At 70.3% G+C, this 16,083-nt stretch carries 15 protein-coding genes and 2 tRNA genes; 10 read left to right on the forward strand and 7 right to left on the reverse strand.

Annotated features, from left to right (window positions below; translation table 11 throughout):
* Window positions 1-4: 4 nt before the first annotated feature.
* The 4 genes from ACIRU3_RS35390 to ACIRU3_RS35405 all read left to right on the forward strand — a co-directional run bounded on the left by ACIRU3_RS35390 (window position 5) and on the right by ACIRU3_RS35405 (window position 5,264).
* Window positions 5-2,917, forward strand: a complete 2,913-nt coding sequence (locus tag ACIRU3_RS35390) for a UPF0182 family protein (RefSeq protein ID WP_404065534.1) — start codon at window positions 5-7, stop codon at window positions 2,915-2,917.
* A gap of 42 nt (window positions 2,918-2,959) precedes the next feature.
* Window positions 2,960-3,033, forward strand: a tRNA-Met gene (locus ACIRU3_RS35395).
* Between the two features lie 205 nt (window positions 3,034-3,238).
* Window positions 3,239-5,059, forward strand: coding sequence for a tetratricopeptide repeat protein (locus ACIRU3_RS35400; protein WP_404065397.1), 1,821 nt, complete (start codon window positions 3,239-3,241; stop codon window positions 5,057-5,059).
* Window positions 5,060-5,190: 131 nt separating this feature from the next.
* Window positions 5,191-5,264: transfer RNA gene (locus tag ACIRU3_RS35405), tRNA-Met, on the forward strand.
* 124 nt (window positions 5,265-5,388) lie between these two features.
* On the opposite strand, the gene ACIRU3_RS35410 is transcribed toward ACIRU3_RS35405, so the two are convergent.
* On the reverse strand, window positions 5,389-5,805 hold the full coding sequence (locus ACIRU3_RS35410; protein ID WP_404065399.1) for a Fur family transcriptional regulator: 417 nt from the start codon (window positions 5,803-5,805) through the stop codon (window positions 5,389-5,391).
* Between the two features lie 144 nt (window positions 5,806-5,949).
* Between ACIRU3_RS35410 and ACIRU3_RS35415 the strand changes: the two genes are divergently transcribed.
* Complete coding sequence (locus ACIRU3_RS35415) at window positions 5,950-7,401, forward strand: catalase (protein WP_404065402.1); 1,452 nt, start codon at window positions 5,950-5,952, stop codon at window positions 7,399-7,401.
* A gap of 57 nt (window positions 7,402-7,458) precedes the next feature.
* Here ACIRU3_RS35415 and ACIRU3_RS35420 read toward each other — a convergent pair whose 3' ends face one another.
* A complete protein-coding gene (locus ACIRU3_RS35420) occupies window positions 7,459-7,854 on the reverse strand; it encodes a cyclic nucleotide-binding/CBS domain-containing protein (protein WP_404065404.1) in 396 nt (131 codons plus the stop codon).
* Between the two features lie 166 nt (window positions 7,855-8,020).
* Window positions 8,021-8,821, reverse strand: a complete 801-nt coding sequence (hisN, locus tag ACIRU3_RS35425) for a histidinol-phosphatase (RefSeq protein WP_404065406.1) — start codon at window positions 8,819-8,821, stop codon at window positions 8,021-8,023.
* A gap of 202 nt (window positions 8,822-9,023) precedes the next feature.
* On the opposite strand from hisN, the gene ACIRU3_RS35430 reads away from it, so the two are divergent.
* The gene (locus tag ACIRU3_RS35430) at window positions 9,024-9,629 is read left to right on the forward strand and encodes a TetR/AcrR family transcriptional regulator (RefSeq protein ID WP_404065408.1); all 606 of its coding nucleotides are present in this window, start codon (window positions 9,024-9,026) and stop codon (window positions 9,627-9,629) included.
* 12 nt (window positions 9,630-9,641) lie between these two features.
* Here ACIRU3_RS35430 and ACIRU3_RS35435 read toward each other — a convergent pair whose 3' ends face one another.
* The 4 genes from ACIRU3_RS35435 to ACIRU3_RS35450 all read right to left on the reverse strand — a co-directional run bounded on the left by ACIRU3_RS35435 (window position 9,642) and on the right by ACIRU3_RS35450 (window position 13,168).
* Window positions 9,642-9,965, reverse strand: a complete 324-nt coding sequence (locus ACIRU3_RS35435) for a DMT family transporter (RefSeq protein WP_404065411.1) — start codon at window positions 9,963-9,965, stop codon at window positions 9,642-9,644.
* 84 nt (window positions 9,966-10,049) lie between these two features.
* Window positions 10,050-11,060 (reverse strand): ribosome small subunit-dependent GTPase A, encoded by a 1,011-nt coding sequence (rsgA, locus tag ACIRU3_RS35440; protein ID WP_404065413.1) that lies wholly within the window; start codon window positions 11,058-11,060, stop codon window positions 10,050-10,052.
* Between the two features lie 16 nt (window positions 11,061-11,076).
* Window positions 11,077-12,417, reverse strand: a complete 1,341-nt coding sequence (gene aroA, locus ACIRU3_RS35445; RefSeq protein WP_404065416.1) for a 3-phosphoshikimate 1-carboxyvinyltransferase — start codon at window positions 12,415-12,417, stop codon at window positions 11,077-11,079.
* A 28-nt stretch (window positions 12,418-12,445) separates the two neighbouring features.
* Window positions 12,446-13,168, reverse strand: a complete 723-nt coding sequence (locus ACIRU3_RS35450) for a M50 family metallopeptidase (protein ID WP_404065418.1) — start codon at window positions 13,166-13,168, stop codon at window positions 12,446-12,448.
* Window positions 13,169-13,273: 105 nt separating this feature from the next.
* Between ACIRU3_RS35450 and ACIRU3_RS35455 the strand changes: the two genes are divergently transcribed.
* The 4 genes from ACIRU3_RS35455 to rsrA all read left to right on the forward strand — a co-directional run bounded on the left by ACIRU3_RS35455 (window position 13,274) and on the right by rsrA (window position 16,066).
* Entirely contained in the window at window positions 13,274-14,089 is an 816-nt protein-coding gene (locus tag ACIRU3_RS35455) for an SOS response-associated peptidase (protein ID WP_404065421.1), read from the forward strand.
* 55 nt (window positions 14,090-14,144) lie between these two features.
* Window positions 14,145-14,774: an alpha/beta family hydrolase gene (locus ACIRU3_RS35460; protein WP_404065536.1), complete on the forward strand. Its 630-nt coding sequence runs from the start codon at window positions 14,145-14,147 to the stop codon at window positions 14,772-14,774.
* A gap of 309 nt (window positions 14,775-15,083) precedes the next feature.
* Window positions 15,084-15,767, forward strand: coding sequence for an RNA polymerase sigma factor SigR (gene sigR, locus ACIRU3_RS35465; protein ID WP_404065424.1), 684 nt, complete (start codon window positions 15,084-15,086; stop codon window positions 15,765-15,767).
* Window positions 15,764-16,066 (forward strand): mycothiol system anti-sigma-R factor, encoded by a 303-nt coding sequence (rsrA, locus tag ACIRU3_RS35470; protein ID WP_129306695.1) that lies wholly within the window; start codon window positions 15,764-15,766, stop codon window positions 16,064-16,066. The genes sigR and rsrA overlap by 4 nt, the downstream gene beginning before the upstream one ends.
* Window positions 16,067-16,083 lie beyond the last annotated feature (17 nt).

A 16,083-nucleotide genomic window follows, 5' to 3' on the forward strand; every position in this document is an offset into this window, starting at 1 on the left:
CCAGATGCCGGACCGCGGCGGAGGCCCGACGGGACCGCGGATCAGAGCGGGCCGCCCGTCCCGGCGCGTCCGGACCCTGCTCATGACACTGGGCGTCCTTGCCGTCCTGGGCATGACGTTCACCATGTTCGCGGGCTTCTGGACGGACTGGCTGTGGTACCGGTCGGTGCACTACTCGTCCGTGTTCACCACCACCCTGTCGACCAAGATCGGGCTGTTCTTCGTCTTCGGCCTGCTGATGGCTCTCGCCGTGGGCTTCAACATCTGGCTCGCGCACCGGATGCGGCCCCCGCTGAGCGCCATGTCCATGGAACAGCAGAGCCTGGACCGCTACCGGATGGGGATCGCGCCGTACAAGACGTGGCTGTTGCTCGCCGTCACCTCCCTCGTCGGCCTGATCGCGGGTGCGTCGGCGGCCGGCCAGTGGCGCACCTGGCTGATGTGGGTCAACGGCGTGCCCTTCCACCAGAAGGACCCGCAGTTCCACCTCGACGTCTCCTTCTACGCCTTCGATCTGCCCTGGTACCGGTTCCTGCTCGGCTTCGGCTTCGCCACCGCGATCCTCTGCCTGATCGCCGCCGCGCTCACCCACTACCTGTACGGCGGGCTGCGCGTCACCAGCCCCGGCGCCCGTGCCACGGCCGCCGCGACCGGCCACCTGTCGGTGCTCCTCGGCGTCTTCGTGGCGCTCAAGGCGGTCGCCTACTGGCTCGACCGGTACGGCCTCGCCGTCAAGTCCAGCGACTTCAAGGCCACCGGCAACTGGACCGGCCTGCGCTATGTCGACGCCAACGCCTATCTGCCGGCCAAGACCATCCTGTTCTGCATCGCCGTCATCTGCGCGCTGCTGTTCTTCGCGACCCTCTGGCGGCGCACCTGGCAGCTGCCCGTCATCGGCTTCGGCCTGATGGTGCTCTCCGCGATCCTGATCGGCGGCCTGTATCCGGCCATCGTGCAGAAGTTCCAGGTCCAGCCCAACGAGCAGGCCAAGGAAGCCCCGTACGTCCAGAAGAACCTCAAGGCGACACGTGAGGCGTACGGCATCGACGACACCAAGGTCACCGAGTACCCGGGCAAGTCCACCACCTCGGACAAGACCAAGCTGCGCGACCAGGTCGACGACACGGCCAGCATCCGCATCATGGACCCGAACGTCGTCTCGCCGACGTTCCAGCAGCTGCAGCAGATCCGGAACTACTACGGGTTCCCGACCAACCTCGACGTCGACCGGTACCCCAAGGACGGCAAGGAGCAGGACACCGTCATCGGCCTGCGCGAGCTGAACCTGGACGGCATCCCGAAGAACAACTGGATCAACGACCACTTCCGCTACACGCACGGCTACGGCGCGGTCGCCGCCAAGGGCACCGAGGCCGACCCCGAGGGCCGGCCGGTCTTCACCGAGAAGAACCTGCCGTCCAAGGGCGACCTCGGGACGTACGAGCAGCGGATCTACTACGGCGAGAAGACCGACACCTACTCGATCGTCGGCGGTCCCCAGAAGGAGATCGACTACTCCGACGACGAGGGCGAGAAGACCACCAGCTACACCGGCAAGAGCGGGGTCAACCTCGACAACCCGATCAACCGGGCCGCGTACGCGGTGGCGTTCAACGAGCCGCAGATCCTCTACTCCGGCGCGATCGGCAAGGGCTCGCGGATCCTGTACAACCGCACGCCCAAGGACCGCGTCGAGGCGGTCGCCCCCTGGCTGACCATCGACGGCGACGCCTACCCGGCCGTGGTGAACCACCGCATCCAGTGGATCGTGGACGCGTACACGACCACGAACGGATACCCGTACGCCTCCCGTACGACCCTCGGTGACACGACCGCCGACTCGCTGACCGCCACCAACAACTCCCGTGCGGTGGTGGCCCAGCAGAACCAGGTCAACTACATCCGCAACTCGGTGAAGGCGACCGTCGACGCGTACACCGGCGAGGTCAAGCTCTACCAGTGGGACACCAAGGACCCGGTGCTGAAGACCTGGATGAAGGCCTTCCCCGGCACGGTGAAGGCCCGCGCGGACATCTCCGCGGACCTGATGGCCCATCTGCGCTACCCGCAGGACCTGTTCAAGGTCCAGCGCGAGCTGCTCACCCGGTACCACGTGACCGACGCGCAGACCTTCCTCAGCGGCAGCGAGGTGTGGGAGGTCCCGGACGATCCGACCAACGACTCCGGCAGCGCGGTGCCGCCGTACTACCTGAGCATGAAGATGCCGGACCAGAGCGCCCAGGCGTTCTCGCTGACGACGACGTTCACGCCGAACGGGCGGGACAACCTCAGCGCCTTCATGGCCGTCGACTCCGATCCGCGCGCGACCGACTACGGCAAGATCAGAATCCTGAAACTGCCGACGAGCACGACCGTCGACGGACCCAAACAGGTTCAGAGCCAGTTCAACTCCGAACAGGACATCGCCGAGACCATCAGCCTGCTGAGCAGAGGCCATTCCAAGGTCGAATACGGCAATCTGCTGACCGTCCCGCTGGACGGGGGACTGTTGTACGCGGAGCCCGTCTACGTACGCGGCGGCGAGCTCAAGTACCCCCTGCTGCGCAAGGTGTTGGTCACCTACGAGGGCAAGACGGCCTTCGAGGACACCCTGGACGAGGCGCTCAACAAGGTGTTCGGGGTGAAGGGGTCCACCACGCCACCCGACACCGGCACCACCGAACCGCCCGGCTCCGGCAACCCGACGGTCCAGCAGGCGTTGCAGGACGCCCAGAAGGCCTTCGACGCCGGGCAGCAGGCGCTGAAGGAGGGGCCGGACTGGGATGCGTACGCCAAGGCGCAGAAGGATCTTGAGGACGCGCTGAAGCGGGCCGAGGACGCACAGTCCAAGGTCGACAAGACGGCCGACAGGACAAGCGACAAGACAAGCGATAGGACAAGCGGCAACAAGAATTGATCAAGGCGGCTCCGCACCGTGGTACTGTTACCAGGCAAACGGCGCGGGGTGGAGCAGCTCGGTAGCTCGCTGGGCTCATAACCCAGAGGTCGCAGGTTCAAATCCTGTCCCCGCTACTGCAGTCGAAGGCCCGGATCCTGACAGGATCCGGGCCTTCGTGGTGTGCGAACTCATGTGCTGAGGGCAGGGACGGCCTCGCCGCCGTGGGGAGTTGGGGGAACTGTGTTTGACTTATCTCTCTGTGGGCATGTCGACAAAACGCTGAAGTGACCTCACGGGCTGCGGTATACCGGGTGTACCCAGGTTGCAGGTGGTGCGACGATGGACGTTATGGGGGACAAGGCAACTCTGTTCGAGACAGGGCGATTTGTGCAGCCTTCGGTAGAGGAGCCGACGCGGGACGAGATGGGCGACATGGGGGACGCGGCCGAGGAGGTACGCCTCCGGCTCGCCGCGGAGACCGGTGACGCCGAGGCGATGAGCGTCCTCGGAGCCATCCTGCTGCGCCGTGGCGACCTCGACGGAGCCGAGCCCTGCCTGCGTGCCGCCACCGCGGCCGGGGACCGGGCCGCCGCCAACAACCTGGGTGTCCTCCTGCACCAGCGCGGCTACCCCGAGGAGGCCGCCGGCTGGTGGCGGATCGCCGCCGTCGCCGGCTCGGCCGCCGCCGCGCACGCGCTCGGCCGTCACCACCGCGAGCGCGGGGACGAGCCCGCCGCCGAGTACTGGCTGCGCCAGTCCGCCGAACAGGGCCATGCGCTCGGTGCGTACGCGCTCGCCGACCTGCTGGAGCACCGCGGGGACGTGGACGCCGAGCACTGGATGCGGGCCGCCGCCGAACGCGGGCACCGTGAGGCCGCCTACCGGCTGGCGCGCGCCCTTGATCGCAAGGCCGTGCGCGAGGACGAGACCGGATCTGACAACGCTGTCGAGGAGATCGAGCAGTGGTACCGGCAGGCCGCCGCACGCGGCCACCGGCGGGCCGCGCTGCACCTCGGGGCGATCCTGGAGAAGCGCGGAGAGCTGAAGGAGGCCGGTCGCTGGTACCTGACCTCCGCCAAGGACGGGGAGCCGCGCGCCGCCTGCGCGCTCGGCTTCCTGCTGCGGGACGCCGGGGACGCCGACAGCGCGGCCGTGTGGTGGCTCAAGGCCGCCCAGGACGGCGACGGCAACGCGGCCAACGCGCTGGGCGCGCTGCACGCCGAGCGCGGCGAGACGCAGACCGCCGAGCGCTGGTACCGGGCGGCGCTGGACGCCGGGGACGACAACGGGGCGTACAACCTCGGGCTGCTCTGCGCCGAGCAGGGGCGGACCGCACAGGCCGAGCAGTGGTACCGGCGGGCCGCCTACGCCGGGCACCGGGAGGCGGCGAACGCGCTGGCGATCCTGCTGCTCCAGGGCGGCGACACGGCCGGCGCCGAGCCGTGGTTCTCCAAGGCGGCCGAGGCGGGCAGCGTGGACGCCGCGTTCAACCTGGGCATCCTGCACGCCGGGCGCGGCACCCGGGAGGACGCGAAGATCGCGCTGCGCTGGTACGAGCGGGCGGCCTCCGCCGGGCATACCGAGGCCGCGCTGCAGGTCGGGATCGCGCGGCTGCGCGCGGGCAACGAGCAGGAGGCCGAGCGGCATCTGCGGTGCGCGGCCGGCGGCGGCAGCGCCGAGGCGGCCTATCGGCTGGCCACCGTGCTGGACGCACGGCGCCCGCCGGAGCCCGCGCACGAGCTGGGCGAGATCGTCCACGAGAAGGCCGAGTGCGAGGAGTGGTACGAGCGGGCTGCCACCCAGGGGCACCGGCGGGCACAGGTGCGCGTGGGCATGCTCGCGGCGGCCCGGGGCGACGTGGTCGAGGCGGCACGGTGGTACCGGGCGGCGGCCGAGGCGGGTTCGCGCAACGGGGCGTTCAATCTGGGGCTGCTGCTGGCCCGGGAGGGTAGCGAGCCGGAGGCGGCGGTGTGGTGGACCCGCGCCGCCGACGCCGGGCACGGCCGGGCAGCGCTGCGGCTCGCCCTCGTCTACGCGCGTCGCGGTGAGCTGGCGGAAGGACAGAAGTGGGCGGACCGGGCGGTGGCGCTCGGGCCGGCCGAGGTCTCCGAGCGGGCGGGCCGGCTGCGGGACGCGCTCCGGGAGGAGCTGTCGGCGTGACGATGTGCCGGGTCTCGATGGATTTCTGTCGTCTGTCCGCACGTCTCGGTCGGCCGGCAGGTGACCCGGGCCACTCCGCCGTAATTGATTTGCTTCAGCGGGCTTCCCTCGCGTAATGTCGTGTTCACCGACGCGGGGTGGAGCAGCTCGGTAGCTCGCTGGGCTCATAACCCAGAGGTCGCAGGTTCAAATCCTGTCCCCGCTACTGAAGGCCGAGGGCCGGAATCCAGAGATGGATTCCGGCCCTCGGTGCTTTCCGGAAGCGACAGAGCAAAGCAAAGAGCCGGGGGTTCGAGCCCCCCGGCCGTACGCCCTGTGGGCGTCCTGTCTTACATCCCCGCGCAGTTCGGGCACAGCCCGCGGTACGTCACCTCGACGTCCGAGACCGTGAAGCCGAAGCGCTCCGTGTCGGGGAGGTCGGCGAGCGGGTTTCCCGTGGGATGCACGTCACGGATCGCGCCGCACCGGGCGCAGACCAGGTGGTGGTGCGGCTGGTGCGCGTTCGGGTCGTACCGCTTGGCGCGCTTGTCGGTGGCCACCTCGAGCACCTCGCCGAGGGAGACCAGCTCGCCGAGCGTGTTGTAGACGGTCGCCCGGGAGATCTCGGGCAGCTTCGCGACGGCCCGCGCATGGACCTCGTCGGCCGTCAGATGGACGTGCTCGCCGTCGAGTACCTCGGCCACGACGCGCCGCTGTGCGGTCATCCGCCATCCGCGTCCGCGCAGCCGTTCCAGAAGGTCGCTCATGCGGTCCAGCGTAACAGCAAGGGGACCAGATTCCGAACAGGTGTGACTTTGGAACTCTAATTGATTTAGATTAAGTCCAATGTAGGATCTAGCTTGACTCTGGCCAATGGACAGGATTGGTCAGTGATGACGCAGGAGGCGCACGTGACGCAGGGACCGCTCACCACGGAGGCCGGAGCTCCGGTGGCCGACAACCAGAACAGCGAGACCGCGGGCGTCGGCGGCCCGGTGCTCGCGCAGGACCAGCTGCTCCTGGAGAAACTGGCCCACTTCAACCGCGAGCGCATCCCGGAGCGGGTGGTGCACGCCCGCGGTGCCGGTGCCTACGGCACCTTCACGGTGACCGCCGACGTCACGCCGTACACGCGTGCCGCGTTTCTCTCCGAGGCCGGCAAGGAGACCGAGGTCTTCCTGCGCTTCTCGACCGTGGCCGGCAACCTCGGCGCCGCGGACGCGGTCCGTGACCCGCGCGGTTTCGCGCTGAAGTTCTACACCGAGGAGGGCAACTACGACCTCGTCGGCAACAACACCCCGGTGTTCTTCATCCGCGACGCGATCAAGTTCCCGGACTTCATCCACACCCAGAAGCGCGACCCGTACACCGGCAGCCAGGAGGCGGACAACGTCTGGGACTTCTGGGGGCTCAGCCCGGAGAGCACCCACCAGGTGACCTGGCTGTTCGGCGACCGCGGCATCCCGGCGTCCTACCGCCACATGGACGGCTTCGGCTCGCACACCTTCCAGTGGAACAATGAGGCCGGCGAGGTCTTCTGGGTCAAGTACCACTTCAAGACCGACCAGGGGATCCGGAACCTCACCGCCGAGGAGGCCGGGGTCCTCGCGGGCCGGGACCCCGACTCCCACCAGCGCGATCTGCGCGAGGCGATCGAGCGCGGCGAGTTCCCGAGCTGGACCGTGGGCGTGCAGATCATGCCGGCCGCGGACGCGGCGGCGTACCGCTTCAACCCGTTCGACCTGACCAAGGTGTGGCCGCACGCGGACTACCCGGTCGTCGAGATCGGCAGGCTGGAGCTGAAACGCAACCCGCAGAACGTCTTCGCCGAGGTCGAGCAGTCGATCTTCTCGCCGGCGCACTTCGTCCCGGGCATCGGCCCCTCGCCCGACAAGATGCTCCAGGGCCGGCTGTTCGCGTACGGCGACGCGCACCGTTACCGCGTCGGCATCAACGCCGACCACCTGCCGGTGAACCGTCCGCACGCCACCGAGGCGCGCACCCACTCCCGCGACGGCTTCCTCTACGACGGCCGGCACGGCGGTGCCAAGAACTACGAGCCGAACAGCTTCGGCGGCCCCGCCCAGACGGACCGCCCGCTGTGGCGGTCCACCTCCGTCACCGGAGTCACGGGCAACCATCCGACCCCGGCGCACGCCGAGGACGACGACTTCGGCCAGGCGGGCAACCTCTACCGGCTGATGCCCGAGGAGGAGAAGGAGCGCCTGGTCGCCAATCTGGCCGGCGGGATCGCGGGCGTCTCCCGCGACGCCATCGCCGAGCGCGCGATCGGGAACTTCCGTCGGGCGGACGACGACTTCGGCAAGCGGCTGGAGGCCGCGGTCCGGGAGCTGCGCGGCTGAGACTCCACCGTCACCGGGCGGGCTGGATCCCTGCGGGTTCCGGCCCGCTCGGCGTACTCAGAGCGCCGGGGCCGGCTCCCGGGCCGGGGCCCAGCAGCGGATGATGTCGCGGACCGAGACGATGCCGGCGGGTTCGCCGCGGTCGAGGACGATCAGATGCCGGAAGCCGCCGTGTGCCATGGCGCGGGCCGCCTCCTCCAGGGTCCAGGTCGGGGCGGCGAAGACGACGTCGTTGGTGGTGTGGGCGTGGGTGCGTTCCGTGTCCGGGTCCTGGCCGAGACCGACGGAATTGAGGATGTCGCGTTCGGTGAGGATGCCGATGCCGCCTGCGTCCGGGTCGAGGACCACGGCGGCGCCGACCCGGCGGGCGGACATCAGGGCGGCTGCCTGGCGGAGAGTGTGGGTGGGGCCGAGGGTGAGGATCACGGTGCTCATGGCGTCACGTACGAGCATGGGATGGGCCACCTCCTATGGGAATCCCTGACCTGCGGCGGCATGGCCGTTAGTTCAGGGATTCACAAGTTCACAAGTGGGGTGGCTTCAGAGTGCCAGGTAAAGAGCGGGTCAACAAGAGGGCGCGCGGGGCCAGTTGAGGGCGTGCGCGGGTTTCTCCCGTTGCTCAGTAGCGCCGGCCGAGATACCCCAGCAACTCGTCGTGCAGCGGGCCGTTGGACGCGGCCGCGTTGCCGCTGTGTGGACCCGGGCGGCCGTCGAGTCCGGTGAAGGTGCCGCCGGCCTCGGTGACGATGATCGCGTTGGCGGCCATGTCCCACAGCGAAAGCTCGGGCTCCGCGCAGAGGTCGACCGAGCCCTCGGCGACCATCATGTACGGCCAGAAGTCGCCGTACGCGCGCGTGCGCCACACCTCGCGGGTGAGGTCGAGGAAGCCGTTCAGGCGGCCCTGCTCCTCCCAGCCGGAGAGCGAGGAGTAGGCGAACGAGGCGTCCGACAGCTTGGCGACGCCGGAGACGTGGATGCGGGTCGCGGAGGTCAGGCTGCGGCCGCTGAAGGCGCCGTGGCCCTTCGCCGCCCACCAGCGGCGGCCGAGGGCGGGGGCGGAGACGAGCCCGACGACGGGCTGGTAACCGCCCTCGCCCGCCTCCATCAGCGAGATGAGCGTGGCCCAGACGGGGACGCCGCGTACGTAGTTCTTGGTGCCGTCGATCGGGTCGATCACCCAGCGGCGCGGGCCCGTGCCCTCGATGCCGTACTCCTCGCCGAGGACCGCGTCCCGCGGGCGGGCGCGCTGGAGCTGGCCGCGGATGAGTTCCTCCGCCGCCTTGTCCGCTTCGCTCACCGGGGTCAGATCCGGCTTCGTCTCCACCTTGAGATCGAGGGCCTTGAAGCGGGCCATGGTGGCTGCGTCGGCCGCGTCCGCGAGGACATGGGAGAGACGGAGGTCGTCAAGGTAGTCCGGCATGTGACGAACGGTATCTGTCGAGGGGGTGCGGGGCTACAGGGGGCCCGGGAGTCGGGCGGGGGAGAGGGCGCGGCGCCCGCGGCGGCCCGCGGCTGTGCGGTGCATCGTGGCCGAGGGGCGCCCCCTTGTACCACCGCGAACCCTTGACAGTGCATGTATGCGCGTCAAATCTGGGCGCAGAGCCGCTCGCCCCAGGGAGGCGATGATGCCTGCAGCGCGGGAATCGCTACTGGACGCCGCCTATGCGGCGCTCGTGCGTCGGCCGTGGTCCGCGGTACGGATGGTCGATGTGGCCGTGGCGGCCGGGGTGTCCCGGCAGACGCTGTACAACGAGTTCGGGAGCAAGGACGGGCTGGCCAGGGCACTGGTGCGCCGGGAGGCCGACGGATATCTCGCCGGGGTGGAGCGGGCCCTTGCCGCGCACACCGACCCGCGGGAGAGACTGACCGCCACCGCGGAGTGGATGGCGTCGGCCGCCCGGGACAACGCCCTGGTGCGGGCCATGCTCACCGGCTGCTGGAGCGAGCGCCTGCCTGCGCCGACCCTGTCCGCCGTGCCGTCCTCCTCCGCCGTTCCCGCGCAACGCCGGGCGGACGGGCCGCTGCCGTCGCCCCGCGACTTCGTGCAGATCGTGCGGGACCGGGCGGTGACGGTGCTGTCCGGTCCCGCCGCCGCTGCGGACACCGCCGAGCTGGCCCGGTCCTGCGAGCTGGCCGTACGGGTCGCGCTGTCCTGCGTCGCGGCCCCGCCGGGTGAGGGCGGGGTGGCGGCGCTGGTGCGAAGCGCCCTGCTCCGGCAGCCGGCGTGAGCCCCGCTGCGCTCAGTGGGACGAGCCCGACAGCTGGAGGCCGATCACGCCGACGATCACGAGGGAGATCGAGACGATCTTCAGGGTGGACACCAGGTCACCGAGGAAGATCATGCCGTAGATCGCGGTGCCCGCCGCGCCGATCCCGGTCCACACGGCGTACGCGGGACCGACGTCGAGCTTCTTCAGCGAGAGGGTCAGCAGGCCGAAGCTGCCCAGCGCGAACGTGGCGAAGGCGACCGTCGGCCACAGTCGGGTGAACCCGTGCGAGAGCTTCAGACACACGGCGAAACCGGTCTCCAGAATCCCGGCCACGATGACCAGCAGCCACGCCATGTGCTGTCCTCCCGTAGGTCCGGCCCTCCGGCTCGGTGCGATTATGCACTTACCTGGCTCGCACCCCGGCAAACACCGCGGTGCTCAGTCGCCTTCCCGGCGCTCCCGTGTGGCCAGCAGCCGGCGCAGCGAATACAGCCGCGCCGGGTCCGCGTGGCCTTCCTCGACCCACGCGTCCAGCGCGCAGTCGGGCTCGTCGTGGCTGCACGCACGCGGGCAGCCCTCCGTGCCCGGCACCAGGTCCGGGAAGGCGTTGATCACCCGGGACGGGTCGATGTGCGCGAGGCCGAAGGAACGCACCCCCGGGGTGTCGATGACCCAGCCGCCCGGACTGGTCAGGGGCAGCGCCAGCGCCGAGGTGGTGGTGTGGCGGCCGCGTCCGGTCACCGCGTTGACGTGGCCCGTCGTACGGCGGCGCTCCACCGGGACCAGGGCGTTGACCAGGGTCGTCTTGCCCACGCCCGAGTGACCCACGAAAGCGGTGATCCGGCCGTCCAGATGCTCACGCACCAGGTCCGCGGCATCGCCGCTGCCCAGCTCCTCGCGGCTGGTGACGATGTAGGGGATGTCGAGGGCGCCGTACAGCTCCAGCAGCTTGTCGGGCGGGGCCAGGTCCGACTTGGTCATCACCAACAGCGGTTCCAGACCGCCGTCGTAGGCCGCGACCAGACAGCGGTCGATCAGCCGCGGGCGCGGTTCCGGATCGGCGAGGGCCGTGACGATCGCCAGCTGGTCGGCGTTGGCGACGACCACCCGCTCGTAGGGGTCGTCGTCATCGGCCGTACGACGCAGGAGCGAGCTGCGCTCCTCGATGCGCACGATCCGCGCGAGCGTGTCCTTGTTGCCGGACAGGTCACCGACCAGGGCCACCCGGTCGCCCACCACGGCAGCCTTGCGGCCCAGCTCGCGGGCCTTCATCGCCATGATCGTGCGGTCCCCGACCAGGCAGGTCAGCCGGCCCCGGTCGACGGTGAGGACCATGCCCTCGGCCGCGTCCTCGTGCTTGGGCCGGATGTTCGTACGCGGCCGGTTGCCCTTGCGGTTGGGACGAGTGCGGATGTCGTCCTCGTCGGTGTGCTTGCCGTAGCGGCGCATGGTCCCAGTCCGCCCGTCAGTTCCCCAGCATCCCGGTCCACAGGTCGGGGAAGTCGGGCAGGGTCTTCGCCGTCGTCGCCACGTTCTCGATCTGCACGCCCTCGACCGCCAGGCCGATGATCGCCCCGGCCGTCGCCATGCGGTGGTCGTCGTAGGTGTGGAAGACCCCGCCGTGCAGCGCGCGCGGGCGGATGTGGAGGCCGTCGGCCGTCTCGGTGACGTCACCGCCGAGTTCGTTGATCTCCTTGGTGAGCGCGGCCAGCCGGTCCGTCTCGTGCAGGCGCAGATGCGCCACGCCGCGCAGGGTGGAGGGGGAGTCCGCGAGGGCGGCAACCGCCGCGATGCCCGGGGTCAGTTCGCCGACGTCGCCCAGGTCCACGTCGATGCCGTGGACGGCGCCCGAGCCGGTGAACTCCAGTCCGTACTCGGTCAGTTCGCAGGAACCGCCCATCTCGGTGAAGATCTCCCGCAGCCGGTCACCCGGCTGGGTGGTGCGGGCCGGCCAGTCCGGGATCAGCACCTTGCCCCCGGTGACCAGGGCCGCCGCCAGGAACGGCTGGGCGTTCGACAGGTCCGGCTCGATCGTCAGGTCCCGGCCGAGCAGCGCGCCCGGCGTCACCCGCCACACGTTCGGCTCGCCGCCGGACTCCGGGGTGTCCACCTGGGCGCCGACCGCGCGCAGCATGTCCACGGTCATCCGGATGTGCGGCACGGAGGGGAGGCTCGCACCGGTGTGACGGACCTCGACGCCCTGGTTGAAACGGGGCCCCGACAGCAGCAGCGCCGACACGAACTGGGAGGACGAGGAGGCGTCGATCGACACCGGGCCGCCGTCCAGGGCCCCGCCGCCGTGCACGGTCAGCGGCAGCGCGCCCCGGCCGTCGTCGTCGATCCGGGCGCCGAGCGCACGCAGCGCGTCGATCACACCGTTCAGAGGACGCTCGTACGACCGCGGGTCCCCGTCGAACCGGATGGCGCCGTCGGCCAGCGCGGCCACCGGCGGCAGGAAGCGCATCACCGTGCCGGCGTTGCCGACGTCGATCGTGGCCGGACCGTGCAGGCCCGTGGGGAGCACCCGCCAGGCCTCCCCCGAGCCGTCCGGGCCCCCCGCGCCGGAGGAGCTGGACGACACCGTCTCCTCGATCTCCACACCCATGGCCCGCAGGGCACCGGCCATCAGCAGCGTGTCGCGGGAGCGCAGCGGGCGGCGCAGCCAGCCGGGCTCGGAGGCGAGGGCGGCGAGCACGAGGGCGCGGTTGGTGACGGACTTGGACCCGGGCACGTGGACCGTCGCGTCGACGGCTCCGCTCGCGTGCGGGGCGGGCCAGAGGGCGGGGTGTGCGGTGTTCGGGGCCATGGGGCCACTTTATAAGGAGGGTCGGCCGTCAACCTTCCAGCAGCCAGCGGCCCCCACCGATCAGCGAACACAGTGACACCGCATGGAACAGGAACAGCCAAAGGCCCGCCGGAACATGCGTCAGCCGCGACAACTGGTCCGCGTCCGAGTCGCCCGCGCCGCCCCGGGCCCGCTTGGCCTGCAGCTCGAACGGCGGTCGTACACCGCCGAACAGCAGGAACCACACCACCGCGTACGCGAACGCCGCCTGCACCTGTGACCCCGCAAGCCAGGACACCAGCAGGAAGGCGCCCCCGGCCAGGACCACGGTCAGGACCCCGTACGCGTTGCGGATCATCACCAGCATCGCCACCAGCAGGGCGGTGGCCACCCACAGGAGGAGGGTGATGCGGCCGGCGGCCAGCAGTGCGGCACCGCCCAGGCCCAGCAGTGAGGGCGCCGTGTAGCCCGCGGCCGCCGTGAGGATCATGCCCACGCCGTACGGCTTGCCGCGGCTGACCGTGAGGCCGCTGGTGTCGGAGTGCAGACGTATACCCGTGAGCTGCCGGCCGGTGAGCAGGGCCACCAGGCCGTGGCCGCCCTCGTGCGCGATGGTGATGGCGTTGCGCGAGAGCCGCCACACGGTGTGCGGGACGACGACGGCGAGCGCGGCGCCCAGGGTGGCGAGCACCACCCACAGGTCGGGGTCGGGCTGGGTGCCGGTGAGACGGCCCCAGAGGTCGGGCAGCGCGGTGGCGGCGAGGCTGTCCATGTCCGGAGATGGCTCCCTGTCGTCGTCATCCATCGGGGTCGGCGTGCGGCGCCGGCATCGAGGAGTGGTGGTCGGGTGGCGGGTGGGCCTGGCAGTGTGGCACGTATGTGCGGACGGTATGCATCCAGTCGTAGGCCCGAGGATCTCGCAGGAATCTTTGAGATCGAGAAGTGGGAACCCGAGGAGACCTTGGAGCCGGACTACAACGTGGCTCCGACCAAGGAGGTCTACGCGGTCCTGGACCGTCCGTTGAAAGACGCGGACACACCGCGTCCGGTTCGGCAGCTGCGCAAGCTCAAGTGGGGGCTGGTGCCCTCCTGGGCCAAGACGCCCGAGGGCGGCGCCCGGATGATCAACGCGCGCGCGGAGACCGTGCACGAGAAGCCGGCCTACCGGCGCGCCTTCGCCGCCCGGCGCTGCATCGTGCCCGCCGACGGCTACTACGAGTGGGTCACCGGCAAGGAGGAGCGGGAGCTGGAGGCCGAGGGGAAGAAGAAACGGCCGCGCAAGCAGCCCTACTTCGTGCTGCCCGCCGACGGTTCGGTGTTCGCGATGGCCGGGCTGTACGAGTTCTGGCGGGACCGGACCCTGCCCGACGACCACCCGCAGGCCTGGTGGGTCACCTGTTCGGTGATCACCACGGAGGCGGAGCAGACCCCGCTGGCCGTCGCCCCCGCCGAGGGGCCGCACTCGCTCACCGAGATCCACCCCCGGATGCCGCTGATGCTCACTCCGGACCGCTGGGACGCCTGGCTCGACCCCTCCCGCACCGACCCGGAGAGCCTGCGTGAGCTGCTGGCCCCGCCCCCGGCCGGCCTGATGCGGGCCTACCCGGTCGGCACGGCCGTCAGCAACGTCCGCAACAACGGCCCGGAGCTGCTGAAGGAGCTGGCGGCACCGGAAGCGGGCACGCTCTTCTGACGTGACGCAAGAGTCCGACGTGACGCGAAAGAGCGACGTGGCACAAGAGAGCGACGTGACGCAGGAGACCACCGAGACCGAGGCCGGCCCCGCCCGTATCACCTGGCACAGGGCGAAGAAGGCCCGGCTGGTGCTGGCCGCGAGCCACGGCGCCGGGGGCGGCATCCAGGCGCGGGATCTGCGGGCGCTCGCCGACGTGCTCCCCGCACACGGTGTGACCGTGGCCCTCGTCGAGCAGCCCTGGCGGGTCGCGGGCAAGAAGGTCGCGCCCGCGCCGAAGACCCTCGACGTCGGCTGGCGCGGGATCTGGCCCGCGCTGGCCGGTCCCGGGCTGCCGGTGATCTCCGGCGGCCGCAGCGCCGGGGCCCGGGTCGCCTGCCGGACCGCCACGGAGCTGGAGGCACACGCCGTGCTCGCCCTCAGCTTCCCACTGCACCCGCCCGGCAGGCCGGAGCGGTCCCGCGCCGGTGAGCTGCTCGGCGCCGGGGTGCCCACGCTCGTCGTCCAGGGCGGGAACGACCCCTTCGGGAAGCCGGACGAGTTCCCGAAAGGTGACTTCGAACTGGTCGAGGTGCCGTACGGCGATCACGGCCTGGCCGTCCCCAAGCGCGCGGAGATCACCCAGGAGCGGGCGCTGGAGATCGTCACCGACGGTGTCGTGGAGTGGATCGCGTCACTCGGGTGACCCCGGGAATGTCACGCGGCGCATCGCTGTTGTGGCGGACAGAAGTGCTGAGCGACCGGCACCGACGTCGTAGGAGAGGAAGTCCGCCGCATGGGTTCGACCATCTGCCCGCCCGTCGCCCACCACCACCCCGTGGACGGGTCGCGCCCGACAGAGTTCGATTCGAGCCGCAGCAGCCGCACTGACCTGGACTGGACGGTGCTGCACTCGGCCAAGACCACGCCTATTCGAGCGGCGGCAGGCACGGGTCGTGTTCTATCCTCCGAAACGAGTGGGGCCGGTTTCGGTCCCGCCCGGGATCTTGAGGAGGTGGGTCCGGTCACTGGGACCGACGCAGGGACCGACAACGGCCAGGCGGAGCAGCCCGAGGGCCGGGGCGACAGCGCGGAGACGACCACGGAGCGCAGCGCGCGCTTCGAGCGGGACGCGCTCGAATTCCTCGACCAGATGTACTCGGCCGCGCTGCGCATGACGCGCAATCCGGCCGACGCCGAGGACCTGGTGCAGGAGACGTACGCCAAGGCGTACGCGTCCTTCCACCAGTTCCGCGAGGGCACCAACCTCAAGGCGTGGCTGTACCGGATCCTCACCAACACCTTCATCAACTCGTACCGCAAGAAGCAGCGCGAGCCCCAGCGCAGTGCGGCCGAGGAGATCGAGGACTGGCAGCTCGCCCGCGCCGAGTCGCACATGTCGACGGGTCTGCGCTCCGCCGAGTCGCAGGCGCTCGACCACCTGCCCGACTCGGACGTGAAGGAAGCGCTGCAGGCGATCCCCGAAGAGTTCCGCATCGCCGTCTACCTCGCGGACGTAGAGGGCTTTGCGTACAAGGAGATCGCGGACATCATGGGGACACCCATCGGTACGGTGATGTCCCGGCTGCACCGGGGCCGCCGTCAACTGCGCGGCATGCTGGAGGACTACGCCCGTGAGCGCGGGCTGGTCCCGGCGGGCGCCGGAGAGTCGAACGAAGCGAAAGGCTCGGGCTCATGAGCTGCGGAGAGCCGCACGAGACTGACTGCAGTGAGGTCCTCGACCACCTGTACGAGTTCCTCGACAGCGAGATGCCGGACGTCGATCGCGACAAGTTCCAGCACCACTTCGAGGAATGCTCTCCGTGCCTGGAGAAGTACGGCCTGGAGCAGGCCGTGAAGAAGCTGGTCAAGCGGTGCTGCGGACATGACGACGTGCCCGCCGACCTGCGGGCCAAGGTCATGGGGCGGCTCGACCTGATCCGCTCCGGGCAGGCCGTCCCGGATCACGACGTGACCGCAACTCCTCAAGAGAGCTGAGCACCAGCCGTCACCCG

The sequence above is a fragment of the Streptomyces sp. NPDC101151 genome (genome assembly GCF_044768335.1).
Lineage (GTDB): Bacteria > Actinomycetota > Actinomycetes > Streptomycetales > Streptomycetaceae > Streptomyces.